General features: G+C 47.3%; 15 protein-coding genes. 11 read left to right on the top strand and 4 right to left on the bottom strand.

Annotated elements, in window-relative coordinates:
- Nucleotides 1-78: 78 nt before the first annotated feature.
- Nucleotides 79-804, bottom strand: coding sequence for a stalk domain-containing protein (locus AB4124_RS04420; protein ID WP_379416516.1), 726 nt, complete (start codon nt 802-804; stop codon nt 79-81).
- Nucleotides 805-1175: 371 nt separating this feature from the next.
- Here AB4124_RS04420 and AB4124_RS04415 point away from each other — a divergent pair, with 371 nt between their 5' ends.
- The 3 genes from AB4124_RS04415 (at nt 1176) to AB4124_RS04405 (ending at nt 4144) form a co-directional block, all read left to right on the top strand.
- The gene (locus AB4124_RS04415; protein WP_441971337.1) at nt 1176-2978 is read left to right on the top strand and encodes a hypothetical protein; all 1803 of its coding nucleotides are present in this window, start codon (nt 1176-1178) and stop codon (nt 2976-2978) included.
- 583 nt (nt 2979-3561) lie between these two features.
- Nucleotides 3562-3726 carry a hypothetical protein gene (locus tag AB4124_RS04410; protein WP_179090688.1) on the top strand — a complete coding sequence of 55 codons (165 nt, stop codon included), beginning with the start codon at nt 3562-3564 and terminating at the stop codon, nt 3724-3726.
- 52 nt (nt 3727-3778) lie between these two features.
- The gene (locus AB4124_RS04405; protein WP_441971335.1) at nt 3779-4144 is read left to right on the top strand and encodes a hypothetical protein; all 366 of its coding nucleotides are present in this window, start codon (nt 3779-3781) and stop codon (nt 4142-4144) included.
- A 159-nt stretch (nt 4145-4303) separates the two neighbouring features.
- On the opposite strand, the gene AB4124_RS04400 is transcribed toward AB4124_RS04405, so the two are convergent.
- Nucleotides 4304-5464: a PsbP-related protein gene (locus tag AB4124_RS04400; protein ID WP_441971333.1), complete on the bottom strand. Its 1161-nt coding sequence runs from the start codon at nt 5462-5464 to the stop codon at nt 4304-4306.
- A 484-nt stretch (nt 5465-5948) separates the two neighbouring features.
- Here AB4124_RS04400 and AB4124_RS04395 point away from each other — a divergent pair, with 484 nt between their 5' ends.
- The 5 genes from AB4124_RS04395 to AB4124_RS04375 all read left to right on the top strand — a co-directional run bounded on the left by AB4124_RS04395 (nt 5949) and on the right by AB4124_RS04375 (nt 10975).
- Nucleotides 5949-6761 carry an undecaprenyl-diphosphate phosphatase gene (locus AB4124_RS04395; protein WP_441971331.1) on the top strand — a complete coding sequence of 271 codons (813 nt, stop codon included), beginning with the start codon at nt 5949-5951 and terminating at the stop codon, nt 6759-6761.
- Between the two features lie 71 nt (nt 6762-6832).
- A complete protein-coding gene (locus tag AB4124_RS04390) occupies nt 6833-7468 on the top strand; it encodes a pyridoxamine 5'-phosphate oxidase family protein (RefSeq protein ID WP_441971642.1) in 636 nt (211 codons plus the stop codon).
- Nucleotides 7469-7547: 79 nt separating this feature from the next.
- The gene (locus AB4124_RS04385; protein WP_256720726.1) at nt 7548-8753 is read left to right on the top strand and encodes a phosphoenolpyruvate hydrolase family protein; all 1206 of its coding nucleotides are present in this window, start codon (nt 7548-7550) and stop codon (nt 8751-8753) included.
- A 127-nt stretch (nt 8754-8880) separates the two neighbouring features.
- Nucleotides 8881-10092 carry a Tm-1-like ATP-binding domain-containing protein gene (locus tag AB4124_RS04380; RefSeq protein WP_076324689.1) on the top strand — a complete coding sequence of 404 codons (1212 nt, stop codon included), beginning with the start codon at nt 8881-8883 and terminating at the stop codon, nt 10090-10092.
- A 52-nt stretch (nt 10093-10144) separates the two neighbouring features.
- Complete coding sequence (locus AB4124_RS04375) at nt 10145-10975, top strand: phosphoenolpyruvate hydrolase family protein (RefSeq protein ID WP_441971329.1); 831 nt, start codon at nt 10145-10147, stop codon at nt 10973-10975.
- A 181-nt stretch (nt 10976-11156) separates the two neighbouring features.
- On the opposite strand, the gene AB4124_RS04370 is transcribed toward AB4124_RS04375, so the two are convergent.
- Nucleotides 11157-11333 (bottom strand): hypothetical protein, encoded by a 177-nt coding sequence (locus tag AB4124_RS04370; RefSeq protein WP_179090683.1) that lies wholly within the window; start codon nt 11331-11333, stop codon nt 11157-11159.
- 370 nt (nt 11334-11703) lie between these two features.
- On the opposite strand from AB4124_RS04370, the gene AB4124_RS04365 reads away from it, so the two are divergent.
- The 3 genes from AB4124_RS04365 (at nt 11704) to AB4124_RS04355 (ending at nt 14508) form a co-directional block, all read left to right on the top strand.
- A complete protein-coding gene (locus tag AB4124_RS04365) occupies nt 11704-12681 on the top strand; it encodes a LacI family DNA-binding transcriptional regulator (protein WP_441971328.1) in 978 nt (325 codons plus the stop codon).
- A 151-nt stretch (nt 12682-12832) separates the two neighbouring features.
- Nucleotides 12833-13759 carry a prenyltransferase gene (locus AB4124_RS04360; RefSeq protein WP_441971327.1) on the top strand — a complete coding sequence of 309 codons (927 nt, stop codon included), beginning with the start codon at nt 12833-12835 and terminating at the stop codon, nt 13757-13759.
- Between the two features lie 17 nt (nt 13760-13776).
- Nucleotides 13777-14508 carry a DUF6081 family protein gene (locus tag AB4124_RS04355; RefSeq protein WP_441971325.1) on the top strand — a complete coding sequence of 244 codons (732 nt, stop codon included), beginning with the start codon at nt 13777-13779 and terminating at the stop codon, nt 14506-14508.
- An 865-nt stretch (nt 14509-15373) separates the two neighbouring features.
- On the opposite strand, the gene AB4124_RS04350 is transcribed toward AB4124_RS04355, so the two are convergent.
- Nucleotides 15374-16294 (bottom strand): glycine betaine ABC transporter substrate-binding protein, encoded by a 921-nt coding sequence (locus AB4124_RS04350; RefSeq protein ID WP_430136405.1) that lies wholly within the window; start codon nt 16292-16294, stop codon nt 15374-15376.
- Between the last annotated feature and the right edge of the window lie 2 nt (nt 16295-16296).

Genomic DNA, 16296 nt, shown 5'->3' with positions numbered 1-16296 from the left:
ATATAGAAGCACAGAAGGTCGCGTTTCTGGCATGGGCGGCCCGAATATCGGTATCCGGGGAGCCGCCGTTGGCATCGTTTATTTAAGATTGATCGTTCCGAAAATCGAATTTTTACTTGGATCTCTAAAGGTGATAGAACTAATATCCATATTTTCTGGAAGGTTGAGCGTAACTTGAATAGTTTTTGTCTCACCTTTTAGTAGATTGGTATGGTCATAAGAAGTAGCTGAACTGATCTTCTTGCCACCAATAGTAGCGCTATCAAAAAAATCTAATGCACTCCATGCAAATTGGTTTGTCGGCTCTTCGTTTAGCGTTGCTTCAAATTCAATAACAGCGAACTTGTTTCCTTTATCAGCAATCATACCAGATGTCGATCCAGGTCCAGATGGGATGAAGTTTGTATAGCTTACACTGTTAACTTTTAGTGTCATATCACCTCGAGTAGCGGTTTCATTAAGTTTGAGTGTTAGTGGTGTCTGTGGTGCATTGGTTTGATTGGAATTTACTTGGGGATTTGTTGGTGTTTGTGATCCAGTCTTCAATTCTATTCTCTTAGCCTTGTTATCGAAAGAAGATAACTCAGCGTTTAACATTTCAGCAACCTCACGAACCGGAAGGTAGGTTGTACCTTTGTATATAATTGGATCAGATTTGAGATTTTGCTTTTGCCCATCCACGATAATCGTGAATTTTGATAAAACAGCTTGAATTGTACCGGGTGCTGCAGCTGCAATTGTTGCCGATCCAATCATCATGCCAAGTGCTAGAGTGGTCATAGTTTTAACAAACGATTTCTTCAAGTGATACAACTCCTTTTTTTGTCAAGTATAACACTTATTACGGCAAAATCTGGGTAAAAATTTTATAGCAGTTAAACTAACAATTTGCCCACGATTGTGATCAAGTTATCGCAATATAAGTAATATGATCGCATCGGCAAAGAACTCTGTTGGCTAAGGCTAACGGGGTTCTTTTAGTATGGTGATCGTCAAGGTGCGCATTGCTCATATTGACTTGGCTTAAATGTCAAAGCAAATTGGAAACCAGTTCCATTGCATCAGAAAATTATGAGATTTGTTGGATATCAATTCCAGGGAATCCAATGAATAATGTAAAGGAATTGAAGAAATTGACAATCTCACAAATATCATTTGCTAATGGGGGTAGGATTGTGTTTAGAAAATATTCACGATTATTGATGGCGTGTTTTGCCGGATTGCTGCTGATGTTCGGATTAATGCCCGGATTAAGCCACGCGGCTACCGATTCGGCGCAGTCAACTGTCGAATGGTCCAGGGATTACGGGAGTAACTCCGCAGGGAATGATGTGATCCCGACTTCTGATGGCGGCTATATAGCCGTTGGAGGTATCTTCGAGGCTGGAAAGTATCAAAAGGCTTACATTTTAAAGCTTGATGCAGAGGGCCAGGTTGAATGGGAACAGAAGCCTATGTATCCTACTACGAATAGTATGGCATACCGGGTCATTGAGACGAAGGACGGCGGATATCTCGTAGCCGGTAACACGAATTCAGAAGACGTACCGATTGTTGGTCAGCTGTATATAATCAGACTGGATTCATCGGGCAATGTATTATGGGAGAAGGTACAGGATGATACAATTCATAGTACCCCGACTGCAATTGTCGAAACGGAGGACGGCGATTTTTTTATAGCCGGGAGTGGGTCCGTAGGCTGGGTTGCCTATGAAAAAGCCTATATTTTAAAGATCGATATAAACGGTGAGACGTTGTGGTATAACAAATACAATTATACAGACAGCGTAGAGTTTAACGACCTTATTCCGGCAAATGATGGAGGGTACATTGCCGTTGGCGGCGTAGGCCGGGCGGAATATGAAACGGGAGACCTGGATGCGATGCTGATGGTCAAAATTGATGATCAAGGCAAAGAAGTCTGGTCGAAACAATTCAAGGACCCGGATAGCCGCTGGACTGCATTTTCCATCACTGCTTCGGAAGATGGGGGTTATGTCATTGGCAGTGAAAAACGTATCGACCGCAATCGTGTGAATGCACTTACCAAGTTGGACCTGAACGGACAGGTACAATGGGAAAAAACGTATCGCGACGGGATGAATTCCGAATTTTTTAAACGTCTTGTCCACACAAAAGACGGCTACGCCATGCTGGGAGAACATATTTCTCACAACAGTCTGGATTACAAAAGGCAATACGATGTGCTGAGCGTCGATGGGAACGGCCAGTTTATCAGCAGGGAATTGTTTAAGGGCCCTCCCATCTACCTCGGTGGAAGTGCAGCGGTAACACCTGACGGCGGATTTATTTTTCCGGGAACCGTTGTACGGGGGGACGTGAAGAAGTTCCAGCTTATGAAGCTGTCGCCTTCAGCGGACAGGCCAGTCGAACGTACGCTGACGGGTATCTCGTTTACGGAAAAGGAAAAGAAATTGAAAGCAGGTACAAGCGTCTTTACCGTGCTTCAAGCGGTTTATTCCGACGGCACAAAGAGCGATTTGTCCAGCGCGGCGGATTATGTATCGGCGGACAGCGCCATCGTGGAAATCGACGCATTGGGCCGGATTACAGGGCACGAGCCGGGGAACAGCTATGTCGAAGCAGCTTACGAAGGTTTCACAGCCAGATTGAGCATTACCGTGTTCCCGGAAGACTCGGACGAATTCGAACCTGTCTCTGGCTATATCAAGCTGGATTCTGACGAGTATTCGCTTGCGGAAGGCACGATGCTCGACTTGAAGGTCATATTGCGTAACTATATTAACCAAAACGAAATCGACATCACAAGGCAAACAACATTCATCAGTGATCATCCGGATATAGCCGAGGTGGATAAGGAAGGAAACCTGATCGGACATAAGCCGGGAAAAACCCAGATCTATGCCCAGTATAAGGGAAGCATCACTTCGGCCAACGTGCTGGTGGTCCGTTCATCCGTTCCGAATGAGAGTGTGCAGTCAGACACCTTAAAGTGAATTCCGCTTGACGATTTTGCAGTGTTTTTGTAATGTATCTCACTGATTCCATACTTCTTTCAATACCGGTAGGAATAATCATCTTAGGACCTGCTTGCTAAGATACTTCTTACCCTCGGTTTCATACGAAGCATTTGGATACATTTGTGTAATGTATGCTGTCAGTTTGACTGGTTCTTTTATAGGATATGTAACAAGCAAAAAAACAGTAAAAAAGTAAATAGGAATATTTTACTTATAACTTAGTTACATACATTAACGTAAGAATTTTCTTACGAGAGAGCGTGTGCCGATACTCAATCGGCGCACTTTTTTACATTTTGAATCAAAAGAATGAAACAGTTACCTTATTAGGGCCTAATGCTAATGCAACCGTGTTTAGTTACAAGAGAACAACTGGTATTTTTAATGCCTATTATGACTATTCTGTTGCTCAATATGGTTATACTTCGCAGTTCGATTGGGCACGCTCACAATGGTCTGGAATCTCTTCAAAAGTATCGATTGGAATCTTCTCCTTCAACCTATGATAAAGGTGAATTAAAGTACAAATGGGGAAATTAAAAAATAGGAGGATTATGAAATGAAGATGTTGCTAAAAAAGAAAAGCATAATTCTTTCACTGGCTTTGGTTATTATCCTTGCAGCAGCTTGTTATTATTATTTTGCCATTTATAATTCTGTTCGCGATGTAAGAACTCACCCAGATTATAAGGGGTACTCAAACGGGAGAAGCACTATTTTCTGATGCCCAGTTGATTGTTATCGGAAGGCCCATTAAGGACTTTGAAGATCGTGAAATGACGATTAGAACACTTGAGAATGATATACCTGTGGATTTTTATACGTTAACCGAGATTGAGGTTGAAAAGGTTTTGAAAGGCTCTGAGGAAGACGCGAGTAACCTGAAAGTAATAGAACCCATTGCTCTGAAGCAAACGCTATCAGGTAAAGAAAAATTAGCAATTGGGGATTATACTGAAATGAAGAGCGGCAGCAGTTATATAATATTTATGAAAAAAAATACTTATGGACAATATAGCGTAATTAATTTGCAAGCTGGTAAATTCAATTTGGATGGGGCTGATCCAGATGATGTGTATGATGAAAGCGAAAACAAACAAAATATTTTTTCGGAATTGAAAACATCTCAATATTTGCAGTAGAGAGCTTTATGCAACTCGTTCAAATAGGTTAGAAAAAAGTAACCAACCCGAATGCATGGCAAAGATTGATAAGAACTATGTCTTCGAGGGGCCTCATGCAAAAAGAAAAGCCCAAAAATGGGCTTAGGATAAGATAATAGAGCATCTATTAGAAACGAACTATTCCGTCTTCTCAAGCGTGGACACACCGATAAGAACAGAATTCGTGGTTCCGCCACTTACATTCTCAAATGAATAAAATGTTGCCGGCACTCCTCGCATCGTGACATAATCGTCTTGCAGAATATCACCGGTAGAGTGGGCATAAAAACCGATAATGGAGTTATCGTTATCATCTATTATGTGTATTTCGGCAAGGGTAATACCCTCTTCGACTTCATCTTCAATGATATCAACAACGTATCCACTTACCTCGATCATCTGATTTAAATAGGGACTCAGATTTTTGTTGAGGTGGCGGGACGTAATATTTGGATCGACTTCTGCCTTCGCTTTCTTTTGAGCTTTAGGTGTAAGCGCTGGAAACAACTCATAATGCTGAACAAAATAGTTATAGGTGACCTCGTCTAGAGCTCCGTCTTCAATTTCAATTGGGATAACATAAGCCATGATTTCAGCGAAAAGGTTTTCTTCCGTTAATCCTTCGACATTACTCCCAGCGTTAGCATTCGCATCTTCCACCTGATTACTAACTTTAACGATTTCGAACGAGTCCATTATGTTTTGGACACTCGCTTTTCCTCCATTATCGTAGGCTGTCTTGGAATAGGAAATGGAGAGCGTGTAAAGTTCATTGCCGTTTGAGGCAAAATATTGAGTCAAAATGACCTGGGCGTTGGACTCTCCATGAGTGTATTCAGATTCCAGAATCCCCGCTGCCTTCTTGGGAACGTCGATGTAGTTCAGTTTTTTGAAATCTTGGATTAATGGTCCCCCATCTCCATTGGTTAAACCTTGAACGGCAGCGTTAGCTGCTTCCTCTGGAGTAGCTGACGATTCCTCGATAACGACATTTAAATTATCAACAAAAGCTCCTTGGGGGTTAGGATTTACGAATGCCGCAATGACTTGAGGGATGTTAAGGTCTGCATCCTTCCATGTCGAAGGGTAGGAAAAGGAGAAATTCTCCCCTTTAAATGATTGAGTCTTGTTAGGTTCTTCATTCTTTTCCTTATTGTCAGAGGCGGTGTTTTTTGCCGCTTCATTTTCCGGGGTTGAAGGGGGGGACGAAGTTTCGGCTGCGTCTTTCCCTGAACTGCATGCAGTCAACATGACCAATAACAACAGGATGAACAGAGCTGATTTTGCCAAGCGTTTCATTTCTTCTTCTCATTTCTTGAGTCCCTATCGGCTAGGGGATTTGCTTGCACGGATTTTCCGTCGCTTGTTGTTAACCCGTTAAAACAGGAATATTATAGAATAGTCTATCAGAACTAGGTATATATTTCTATGTTTAAAGCGAAAGAGTAAGGATATTGTAGAATTATAGAAGTTAATGGGAGAATCGAACTATTCCTTGTGAATATTAGCCTTTCCCATGTCTCACCATAGTGATCAAAGGAGTACTCACAACTTTTTATGTTCCCCTAATGAAGCTTTAAGGTTTCATTAAGCTGCATATCTTAAGATGGAATCACCTCTTAACAATAGATTAGGAGCCCCTCTAATTCCGTGGTTAGAGGGGCTTCTCTTGTTTACATACCTTTTTTGCCCATTCGTGGTTTGATTATTGCTATTTTTTTGGGCTATGATAGACTAGTATTTTTTATAGCCATACAAATGTTGTAAAGAGAGTAGGAGAGTTATGGAAGATTTCATCTTGTGGTTGAAGTACTTGCTGTTGGGTATTGTGCAGGGGGTTACGGAGCCGATTCCGGTATCCTCCAGCGGTCATTTGATTGTCGCCCAGAGACTCATGGGCATGGAGCAGAACGGGCTGTCGTTTGAAATTCTGACCAATACGGCATCATTAATTGCGATTGTATTTATCTTTCGCAAAGATTTGCAGAGGTTGATCGTGAATGGCCTGAGTTATTTGCGCACACGAAAACCGGAGTATAAATCCGACTTCATGTTTATTCTGTATATTATTGTAGGTACGATTCCAGCAGTCATTATCGGTCTGTTGTTCAAGGATCAGATTGAAGAAATATTTGCCTCTGTACGTACGGTAGGCGTTGCGCTGCTGTTCACGGGGATCGCTCTTTGGCTGATTCGGAATCTTCGTGGCCGCAAGCTGGACAATGACCTGTCATTCAAGGATGCGCTTATCGTAGGTTTGGCCCAGGCGGTTGCGCTGATCCCGGGTATTAGCCGATCCGGTTCGACCGTCATTACGTCGATCGCTGTGGGGATGAAGCAGGAGACAGCGCTTCGGTTTTCCTTTATGCTGTATATCCCGATAAGTCTCGGCGGCATGGTGCTGGGCGTGTCGGATATCACATCGGATCCCAACTTTTCTTCGTTGCTAATCCCTTATCTGATTGCGTTCATTGCTACATTGATCTGTACCTATTTTGCGATGAAATGGTTCATGAATATCATGGCGCGCGGGAATCTGAAATATTTCGCTTATTATTGCTTTGTTGTCGGTATTTTGCTGCTTGTCTTCTTATAAGAATGGAGAAGGGCTCCCATAAGTTCTTTGAACTTGGGGGGCTTCTTTTCATACGTAGGAGAGTGATTATGATGACAAAATGTCCTTTTCGGTCCATCATTACATCGGAGGAGGAGCTTCGGGACCTGTTCGGCGAGTCCAATCATGTGGTCAAACATAAAGCGATTGATCGATTGGATCATCACTGTAAAGATTTTATTGCCAAGAGTCCATTGCTATTTATGTCTACTTCGGACGCATCCGGTTACTGCGATGCTTCGCCGAGGGGAGATGCGCCGGGGTTTGTGCATGTGATGGATGAATCCTGGTTGGTTATTCCGGAACGGCCGGGCAATCGCCGCTTTGATTCACTGCGAAATATTTTGTCCAACCCTAGGGTCGGCATCGTGTTTGTCATACCGGGATTGAAGGAGACCCTGCGTGTCAACGGCAGTGCCGTTCTGATCAGGGACGAAAACATTTTGGAGCAGCTCAGCGTACAAGGCAAACGGCCATGGCTTGGCATCGGAGTACGGGTTGAGGAATGTTATATGCACTGCGCAAAAGCCTTCATACGGTCCCAAACATGGAATCCTGATTCCTGGATATCAGGCGAGCAGCTGCCGAATCCGTCCCGGATCATTGCGGATCATGTGAATCAAGATCGTGTGACGGAGGAATCAGTTACTCAAGGATTACGGGACAGCTACGACAAGCGTCTCTATTGATATTCATTTATAATAGGTGTAGCGACATAGGGAAACGATATAAATGACGGTCAGATTGAAGATAAGGGGACCAATAGCTTTGATAACGACCAGAGAACAAATTGTAGACCGATTACATAAAGGAATACAGACGCAGGAGCGACTGATTGGCGTTGCGGCAGGGGCAGGGATCTCGGCAAAATATGCGGTTAAGGGCGGGGCAGATTTGATACTGGCCCTGAATTCGGGCCGTTTTCGGCAGATGGGGCTTGGCTCCCTGGCGGGTTTCATGCCCTACGCGAACGGCAATGAAATGGTGATGGAATTCGGTTCGCGGGAGATTCTTTCGGTGGTCGGTGACATACCGGTGATCTTCGGTCTATGCGGGACAGATCCAACCATTCAGCTTCCCGATTACTTGGCATCCATCCGCGGCAGCGGTTTTGCCGGCATAATCAACTATCCGACTGTGGGAATGATTGATGGACAGTTCGGTGAAGCCCTGGAGGAAGAAGGCATCACCTATTTGCAGGAGGTGGAGGCCATTCGGGCTGCCCATGAGCAGGATATGTTTACGATGGCCTTTGTTTTTACTCCGGAGCAGACGAAGTGGATGCTGGAGGCTGGGGCCGATATTATCTGCGCCCATTTAGGCGTCACGGCAGGCGGGTTGATGGGCACCACGAAAGCATGGTCGCTGGAGAAGGGGGCGGAAATCGCCAGAAACATATTTGAAGTAAGTGACGCTTCGGGCAGGCGGCCGATCAAGCTGGTGTATGGCGGCCCCGTCCATACGCCGATCGATGTTCAGTATATGTATGACAATACGTCAGCCATGGGTTACGTGGGCGGTTCGAGCTTTGAACGAACACCGACGGAAGAGGCCATCGTGGATGCCACGCATCGTTTTAAGGCCACGGGCCATCTGAAGCAGGATCGGCAGCTGATGGAGAAGCTCTCGGGGCTCGAAGAGCCGATGGATTATGTTTCCTATGTGAAGGAATATGTTGCCGAGAATTACGCGGACCCCATTTCAATGAACGAGCTGGCAGAGCGTATTCATGTTTCTCGAACGCATCTGAGCGCGCTTTTTAACAGGGAAGTGGGATGCAGCTTTCCGGAATATATAGCTAAATACAGGATTCACAAATCACAGGAGATCATGAAGCACAGCAAACTGTCCCTGGGCAGAATAGCCGAGCTCGTGGGCTACCCTGACTATGTTCATTTCAGCAAAACCTTCAAAAAATACGCGGGAACTTCTCCCCAATCCTACCGTCAGCATCTGAAAGACAAATATACATAAAGATCGTACATCGATACGATCCTTTTTATTTGAAAGCGCTGTATTATGGTCTTGTAGGGATCCTATACCGGACCTGTCAGGACGGGTGCAAGCGATCCTGAGATGAGATATGGAGGAGGTCTGCACGGTGAAGACGGTAGCTATTGCGGGGACATTCGATTCGAAGGGTGCCGAGTTTTCATACGTTAAATCCGTTATCGAGAGCTTGGGGCTAAAGACGTTTATGATCCACAGCGGTGTGTTCGAGCCGATGTTCACGCCGGAAGTATCCAACATCGAAGTTGCAGCGGCAGCTGGTGTGGATATACGTGAGATTGCGGCTCGAAAGGACCGTTCCGCAGGGACTGAAGCATTGGCTCAAGGAATGGAAAAAATCGTACCGAAGCTGTATGCAGAGGGCAAATTTGACGCCATGCTGTCATTTGGCGGCACTGGAGGTACTTCGATCGTCACGGCGGGCATGAGGGCATTGCCGATCGGCGTTCCGAAACTGATGGTGTCCACGGTCGCATCCGGCAATACGGCACCTTATGTGGGGACAAGTGACATTATCATGTTCCCGTCCATCGTGGATGTATCCGGACTGAATTCGTTTTCCACCAAAATATTCACGAACGCGGCACATGCGATTGCCGGTATGGTTCAGTTCGAATCGGCGCCCCCGATGGATAAAAAGCCGCTGATTGCAGCGACGATGTTTGGGGTTACGACCCCGTGCATCGATTATGCCAGGGCGCATCTGGAGTTGCATGGTTATGAAGTGCTAGTATTTCACGCAACAGGTACGGGCGGACAAACGATGGAAAGCCTAATTGAGGCCGGATATATAGACGGTGTGCTGGATTTGACGACAACGGAATGGTGCGATGAGCTGGTGGGAGGCGTTTTGGCGGCTGGTCCGCATCGCCTGGAAGCCGCCGGTCGCTGCAAAGTACCGCAGGTCGTATCAACCGGAGCGCTGGATATGGTCAATTTCGGTCCACATGATACCGTGCCGGAGGCATTCCGGGAACGGAATCTGTACAAGCATAACCCCTCGGTTACGCTGATGCGGACCACGGTTGAGGAGAACCGGCAGCTTGGGGAGTTGATTGCAGACAAATTGAATATGTCGCAAGGACCTACCGTACTGATGCTTCCTTTGCAGGGCGTATCGATGCTCGACGTGGAAGGCGAATCATTCCATGGACCGGAAGAGGATAAGATGCTGTTTGACACGTTAAGGCAACGCATAGACCGTAAAACCGTTGAATTGATCGAGATGAATACCGACATCAATGATCAAGCTTTTGCGGTGGCTGCGGCCGATAAGCTGATGGAATTGATGAAACGGCAATAAGTTTGGCGCAGGTTACACACCCACACTATTCACACTGAAGGAGGACATGATCATGGCAATGACAACAAGAGCAGAAGTGTTAGCAAAATTAAAAGCGGAAGTAGCAGCGGGTAAAGTATTATTGGGAGCGGGAGCAGGGACAGGCATCTCGGCCAAGAGTGCCGAAGCCGGTGGTGTGGACTTGATTATTATATACAATTCGGGGCGTTACCGGATGGCTGGGCGCGGCTCGCTCGCCGGACTGATGGCTTACGGAGATGCGAACCAGATTGTGGTGGACATGGGAAACGAGGTGCTGCCGGTCGTGAAGCATACGCCAGTATTGGCGGGTGTTTGTGGCACAGATCCGTTCCGGATCATGGATATTTTCCTCAAGCAGCTTAAGGAGCAAGGATTTGCCGGTGTGCAGAACTTTCCCACGGTTGGCTTGATTGACGGCGTATTCCGGGCGAATCTGGAAGAGACGGGCATGGGATATGATCTGGAGGTTGAGATGATCCGGAAGGCGCATGAGCTGGATATGCTGACTACTCCGTATGTGTTTGATGTCGATCAAGCGAAGAAGATGGCTGAAGCCGGAGCCGATGTCCTGGTTGCCCATATGGGCCTTACCACCAAAGGAACCATAGGTGCGAAAACAGCATTGACACTCGACGATTGCGTTGAAAAGATTCAAGCGATCTGTGATGCCGGTAAAGCCATTAACCCGGACATTATGATTCTGTGCCATGGTGGTCCGATTGCAGAACCTGAGGATGCGGCGTATGTATTGTCCAGAACCAAGGGAGTCGAGGGATTCTTCGGAGCTTCCAGCATCGAGCGTTTTGCCACCGAGGTCGGCATTAAGCAGCAGACAGAGGCATTCAAGAATATCTCGAAATAAATAGGTAGCCTGATACAGAATGATCGGAATCATATGGAATGAAAAGGACTCCCGGGAAGGGAGTCTTTTTTGGTGTACGGTGGGAAGGTAATTGGACTGATCGGGCTAAACTTGCATGTGGTTCCGAAAACGAGGCGTAAACAACCCATTTAGCATCCGGCGACGTGACCTGCGGTTTCGCTTAATCATCATCCTTGTGCTTGCTCTTGGATGCAGCTATAGCAAAGGCAATAATAATTATAGGAATGAAGATAAACCAAGGGATCGTAATTGTCGTCCCCAATAACAGGGCAAGCAGCAATAATACCACCATGCCAATGATCAAGTACAGGCAGCCTCTGCCGAACGTCTCCATCATCCATCAGCTCCTTTTGACAAAGATGACGTTATGGACAAGATCTAAGTTTCACGAATCATGATAAAAAGGCAGAAGCCTTGCCCTTGCCATCACGCCCTTGCGGTCACGCTGACAATGAATGAAGGTTTCCACCCAACCTCAGTGTAAAGTATGAAAAGCATACCAGATCAAGTCTTCTTTTTATCGTTGTTCATTTTTTGCATTCATCTTGTAATCCTTCAGCGCGCTGAGATTAGCTCTGGAATTTCCAAGGGACGGTTTCTGATCGTTAATACAACTGCCTTTTGCTACCGGGTTGCCTCCCTTTGAATAGGGAAAGCAATCATGATAGTATCAGGAAGGAACCAGTGGATGAAGGGGGCTTGAAGGAGTGGCTAATATTAAAGAGATTGCCAAGCTGGCAGGCGTTTCGGTGTCAACGGTATCCCGGGTGCTGAACAATCATCCCTATGTCAGAGAAGATAAGCGGACACGCGTGTTGGAGACCATGAAACAGCTGAAATACGCCAGGAATATGAATGCGGTCCATCTGATTACAGGGAAAACGATGAATATTGCTATCATGCTGCCGTTTATTAATCATGCCTACTTCTCCTTGCTGATGGAGGGAGCTGGACAAGAAGCGCTTGCCGCTAGCTATCGCCTGATCCTGTGCCAAACCGGGTATGCGCCGGATAAGGAAGTGGAAGTGCTGGAGATGCTGCGTAACCGCGAGATTGACGGCATCATTATTTTATCGTCGGCCGTGACTCCAAAACAGATCGAAGCCTACTGCGCTTACGGACCGATCGTATGCTGTCAGGATGCGGGCGAACGATTATTTTCTTCTATATATATAAACCATGCGGAGGCATTTCGCAGTGCCATGCAATATTTGATAAAGCGGGGACATCGACGCATCGGCTTCACGGTGGGAAGACTGGACAGTCCGAGCACGAGAGCGCGCCAAGTGGCGTATGAAGAAGTGCTTAAGGAGATCGGAGAGCCTTACCGACAGGAATGGATATTGGATGGCTGTATCGATCTGGAAGACGGTGCGGCGATTATGGATCGGATGTCCGCTATGGAGGAACGTCCAAGTAGTTTGCTGGTAACGGGTGACCATGTGGCCGCCGGATTGATCTATGAAGCCGAGAAGAGAGGACTGTCCATTCCGCAAGAGCTCGCTGTCATCGGATTCGACAACCAGCCGATCGGTAAAATGCTGGGTCTCACCACGATTGATAACCGACTGTTTGATATGGGCTCCGAGGCCTTCAGGATGCTGTATGCGCATATTCAAGGGGAGCAGGAAGAGCCGATTCGCAAGGAGCTTGCCTTCGAGCTGATCGAACGTTCATCGGTATAATGGCTGCATAGCCAAGTTCTAACAAACGGATTACAAAGTTCGACAATTATGATATTCTTATTTATGCAAGTTCCATGTTTCACAACGTTAACGTCTGCAGCTGTCTGCAGGCGTTCTATTCTGTATTATAGAAGGAAAGGAGCATAACCAAGTGGATGCCCTTGAACAGTTTAAAAAAGCTTCCCGAATCAAAGTAATTCCTGTTATGCTGATTCCGGTTGCTTTGGGAGCACTCGGGGCTTATGTATGGACAGGTGAAGTTCATTTAGGCCTCTTTTTATTGACCTTGATCGGGAGCGGCGCTGCCCATCTGTTCTCCAATATGGTGAACGATTTGTGGGACTATAAGAACGGAACGGATACGGAAGCGCAGGAGCATGTGGATGCGATCTCCACGAACTCCGGATTTCTTACGAAGGGCGTCTGGTCGCTCCGTAAATTCGAAATCGTTACCTGGACGTTATTCGGGATTGCGGCGCTGAGCGGCATTATCCTCAGTTTGATCAGCGGCTGGTGGGCCTTCATCTTCGGCGGACTTGGCGGGCTGATCGCTTATTTCTATGTCGCACCGCCAATTCAATTCGGATATCGCGGCAAGGGTTTCAGCGAGATTGCGATTCTGCTATCCTTTGGTATTTTGCCGGTGATGGGCGCATACTACGTTCAAACCTCACATATGGATGTCCGGGCGCTGCTGCTGTCACTGCCCATCGGGCTGCTGACAACGCTGATTTTGTTTAATCATCACTTTTTGCATTGGCAGGCGGACCGTCAGGCCGGAAAGAAGAGCCTGGTTGTGGTATGGGGTGAAAAAAGAGCGCTGAGCTTCTCGAGAGTTCTGCTGCTGCTGGCCTGCTTGTCTTTGATCGCCTGCGTATTGGCCGGGGCGCTTCCGCCTTACGCATTAATTGCACTGCTTACGATGATTCCGTTGTATCTTGTCTATGGAAGACTGAAGGACAGCAACCGTTCCGAAGCGTATTTACCGCTGATGGGCGCCTCAACGATGACGACCATGCGCTGCGGCGGCGTGCTGATCCTGTCATTGCTCATCCAGGGAATCATTCAGACTTTGTAAGGAAGAAGGGGAATTAGATGGAACAACAACGCATTTTTGGTGATTTTCACTCTATCCTGTCCGAGACCGGGACTTGGAAGATCGGCGGTTTCCCGCTGCCGGACGGTTCATTCTGGGAATATCGCGAGCCGAATGCGGTCGTGATCGTCCGCAACGGCATCCTGTACGTGCGCGCGCCGCTGAGCCGCCAGAATGATCAGATCCAAATTCTCGATAATGCCAAGCATATGTATTATTCCAACGAAGAGGTGGAAGTGCCGGAATCCGGCGAGGTCACGTTCGAGCTGCAAATTCGGGCGCGCACCCAAGGTACGGTTCCCGGCGACTTGTATGACGGCTACGTATCTTTGAATCTGCTTGATTTCAGCACGGGCGCAGCACTGGACTTTTTTGCTTCGAATGACAAGTATGCCAGCGTGTATGCCGTTCTGCCGTTCCCGGGTGTGCAGGTGCCGGAATCGGACAAGACCCGTTACTTCTGCATTTTTAAAGAGGAAGATACACACTTCACGCCGCGGGAATTCAACACATATAAAATCACGTATAACCGTGCCAAGGACGAAGCGATCTTCTATGTGAACGGCGAAGAGATCCGCCGGGAGAAGAACATCCCGATCAAGTTCAACAAATTCACTATCGCGCTTGGCATCATGACCGAAAAAGACCTTACGCCGCAGGGCAGCGTATCCGTGCACGGACAAACCGTCATTGCCGAATACTCTCCCGTAACGGTTACGATAAAAGAGTAGCACTTATATAGTAGAATTAAGACGGTCATGCTCATTGATGTGGGCATGATCTTTTTTTTGTGAGAGAAGGACGAGCTGCAGTAGTGCTCGTGCAATGTTACGAGGCCGTATCAGGGAAGGCTGCAAGCCCCCGAAAGGCCAAGGAAGCTAGGCCGACAAGCCTGTGAGTTCCAAGAATTCACAGCATGCCCGGCAATCCGGGTGTGGAAAGATCGGAGCCAGCCAAGAGTAGAGGATGTATCAGTGAGGAAAGCAAGCCGACAGGCTTGCTTGATTAAGAGGGACTGCACCGGGCACCAGTAGCCCCTACAAGCTGCGCCGGCAAGCCTGTGAGTCCCAAGGGGAGTCACAGCATGTCCGGCAATCCGGGTGTGGAAAGATTGGAGCCAGCCAAGAGTAGAGGATGTATCGGTGAGGAAAGCAAGCCGACAGGCTTGCTTGATTAAGAGGGATTGCACTGGGCACCAGCAACCCCTACAAGCTGCGCCGGCAAGCCTGTGAGTCCCCAAGGGGATTCACAGCAGGACCGGCAATCCGGGTGTGGTGTTATAAGCTAGCTGACCGTGTTGAACGGGTCAGCTTAGCCCCTCCCCCGCCCAGCCCCCAAAAGGCCATCCCTGATGAAAGGGATGGCTATCTTTTGGTGGGTGGAAAGATTGGAGGCCAGCACAGAATAGAGGATGTATCGGTGGAGGAGACCTGGCGTTCGCCTTTGAAACCGGGAAAATACCGCAAGAATATCATCCTGTTTTCCTGGTTTCAACAGCGACCGGAGCGGATACATCCTCCTCAGAACAGAGGCCGACAATCTTGATCACCAAAAAAGAAAAGCCACCCCATATACCATAGGATGGCTTTAACCATTTTATTTCAAATCTTCGATCGAATTTGCCTCCACGTAAGATGGAACCACCAGGCCGGTTTTTACGCCTTCCATGTTAGCGCCAAGGTCTTCGACTTGGTCCTTGAACTTATCCCAATAGTCGGCATGCGTCAATGGAAGCCATGCTGCTACGGTTGCATCCACGTCGCCATTGGCAACGCCGGTCCACATTGGGCCTGCTTCTACTTGAAGCGCGTCAACTTTGTATCCGAGCTTCTCTTCCATGATCACTTTCAGCAGGTTGGTGCTGGCAATCTCCGAATCCCAGGCTACATAACTGAACTTGAAGCTTTTGCCGTCAACCGGCTGAACGCCTTCAAGCCAGGCATCCACTTTCTCTGCGTTGCTGTCTGCCCATTCTTTAGCGGCAGCCACAGGGTCTTGGCCTTCTTGGATTGCCGTCATAATCTGACCCATATCGTCGGACGTCCACTTGAAATTGCTCAGGAACTTGTAAGCTTCCGGATGATCTTCTTTCAGTCCAAGACGGACAACGGTGTGGATCTCTTCCGCTTCACCGAATACTTTCTTCGGATCTTCCAGATACTTCAGGTCATATTTGGCAAACATCCAGTGCGGTGTCCAACCGGTAATAATGATGGGATCTTCGTTCTTGATGGCTTTGTTGAGGGTTGCGGTCATGGCAGCACCGGAGCCTTCAATCAGTTTCCAGTCGGTCAATCCATATTCATCAATCGCTGCAGCCGCAGCTTTCATAATACCTGCACCTGGATCAATACCGATGATTTCATGTTTCACTTGTTCGCCGAGGGAAGCAGTAGCACCGCCGTCAGTCCCTTTGTCCGTCGTTCCATCCGTGCCGCCGTTTCCGCCCTGTCCGCAAGCAGACAGAACCAGAATAGCAGCCAAGCTTAGCAGCAACCAAAACTTTTGTTTCTTCAAAA

Origin of the sequence: Paenibacillus sp. 2KB_20, from assembly GCF_052115765.1 — a bacterium.
In the GTDB taxonomy this organism is placed as follows: domain Bacteria; phylum Bacillota; class Bacilli; order Paenibacillales; family Paenibacillaceae; genus Paenibacillus_AQ.
Note: the sequence above shows the minus strand (reverse complement) of the source record. Positions and strands in the feature narration are given on the sequence as shown.

Bases quoted from the DNA above. Each gene is read 5' to 3' on its own strand.
- AB4124_RS04395 (WP_441971331.1), top strand. From the start codon at position 5,949: ATGGAAGATTTCATCTTGTGGTTGAAGTACTTGCTGTTGGGTATTGTG.
- AB4124_RS04400 (WP_441971333.1), bottom strand. From the start codon at position 5,464: ATGAAACGCTTGGCAAAATCAGCTCTGTTCATCCTGTTGTTATTGGTC.
- AB4124_RS04405 (WP_441971335.1), top strand. From the start codon at position 3,779: ATGACGATTAGAACACTTGAGAATGATATACCTGTGGATTTTTATACG.
- AB4124_RS04355 (WP_441971325.1), top strand. From the start codon at position 13,777: ATGGAACAACAACGCATTTTTGGTGATTTTCACTCTATCCTGTCCGAG.
- AB4124_RS04410 (WP_179090688.1), top strand. From the start codon at position 3,562: ATGAAGATGTTGCTAAAAAAGAAAAGCATAATTCTTTCACTGGCTTTG.
- AB4124_RS04375 (WP_441971329.1), top strand. From the start codon at position 10,145: ATGGCAATGACAACAAGAGCAGAAGTGTTAGCAAAATTAAAAGCGGAA.
- AB4124_RS04390 (WP_441971642.1), top strand. From the start codon at position 6,833: ATGACAAAATGTCCTTTTCGGTCCATCATTACATCGGAGGAGGAGCTT.
- AB4124_RS04370 (WP_179090683.1), bottom strand. From the start codon at position 11,333: ATGATGGAGACGTTCGGCAGAGGCTGCCTGTACTTGATCATTGGCATG.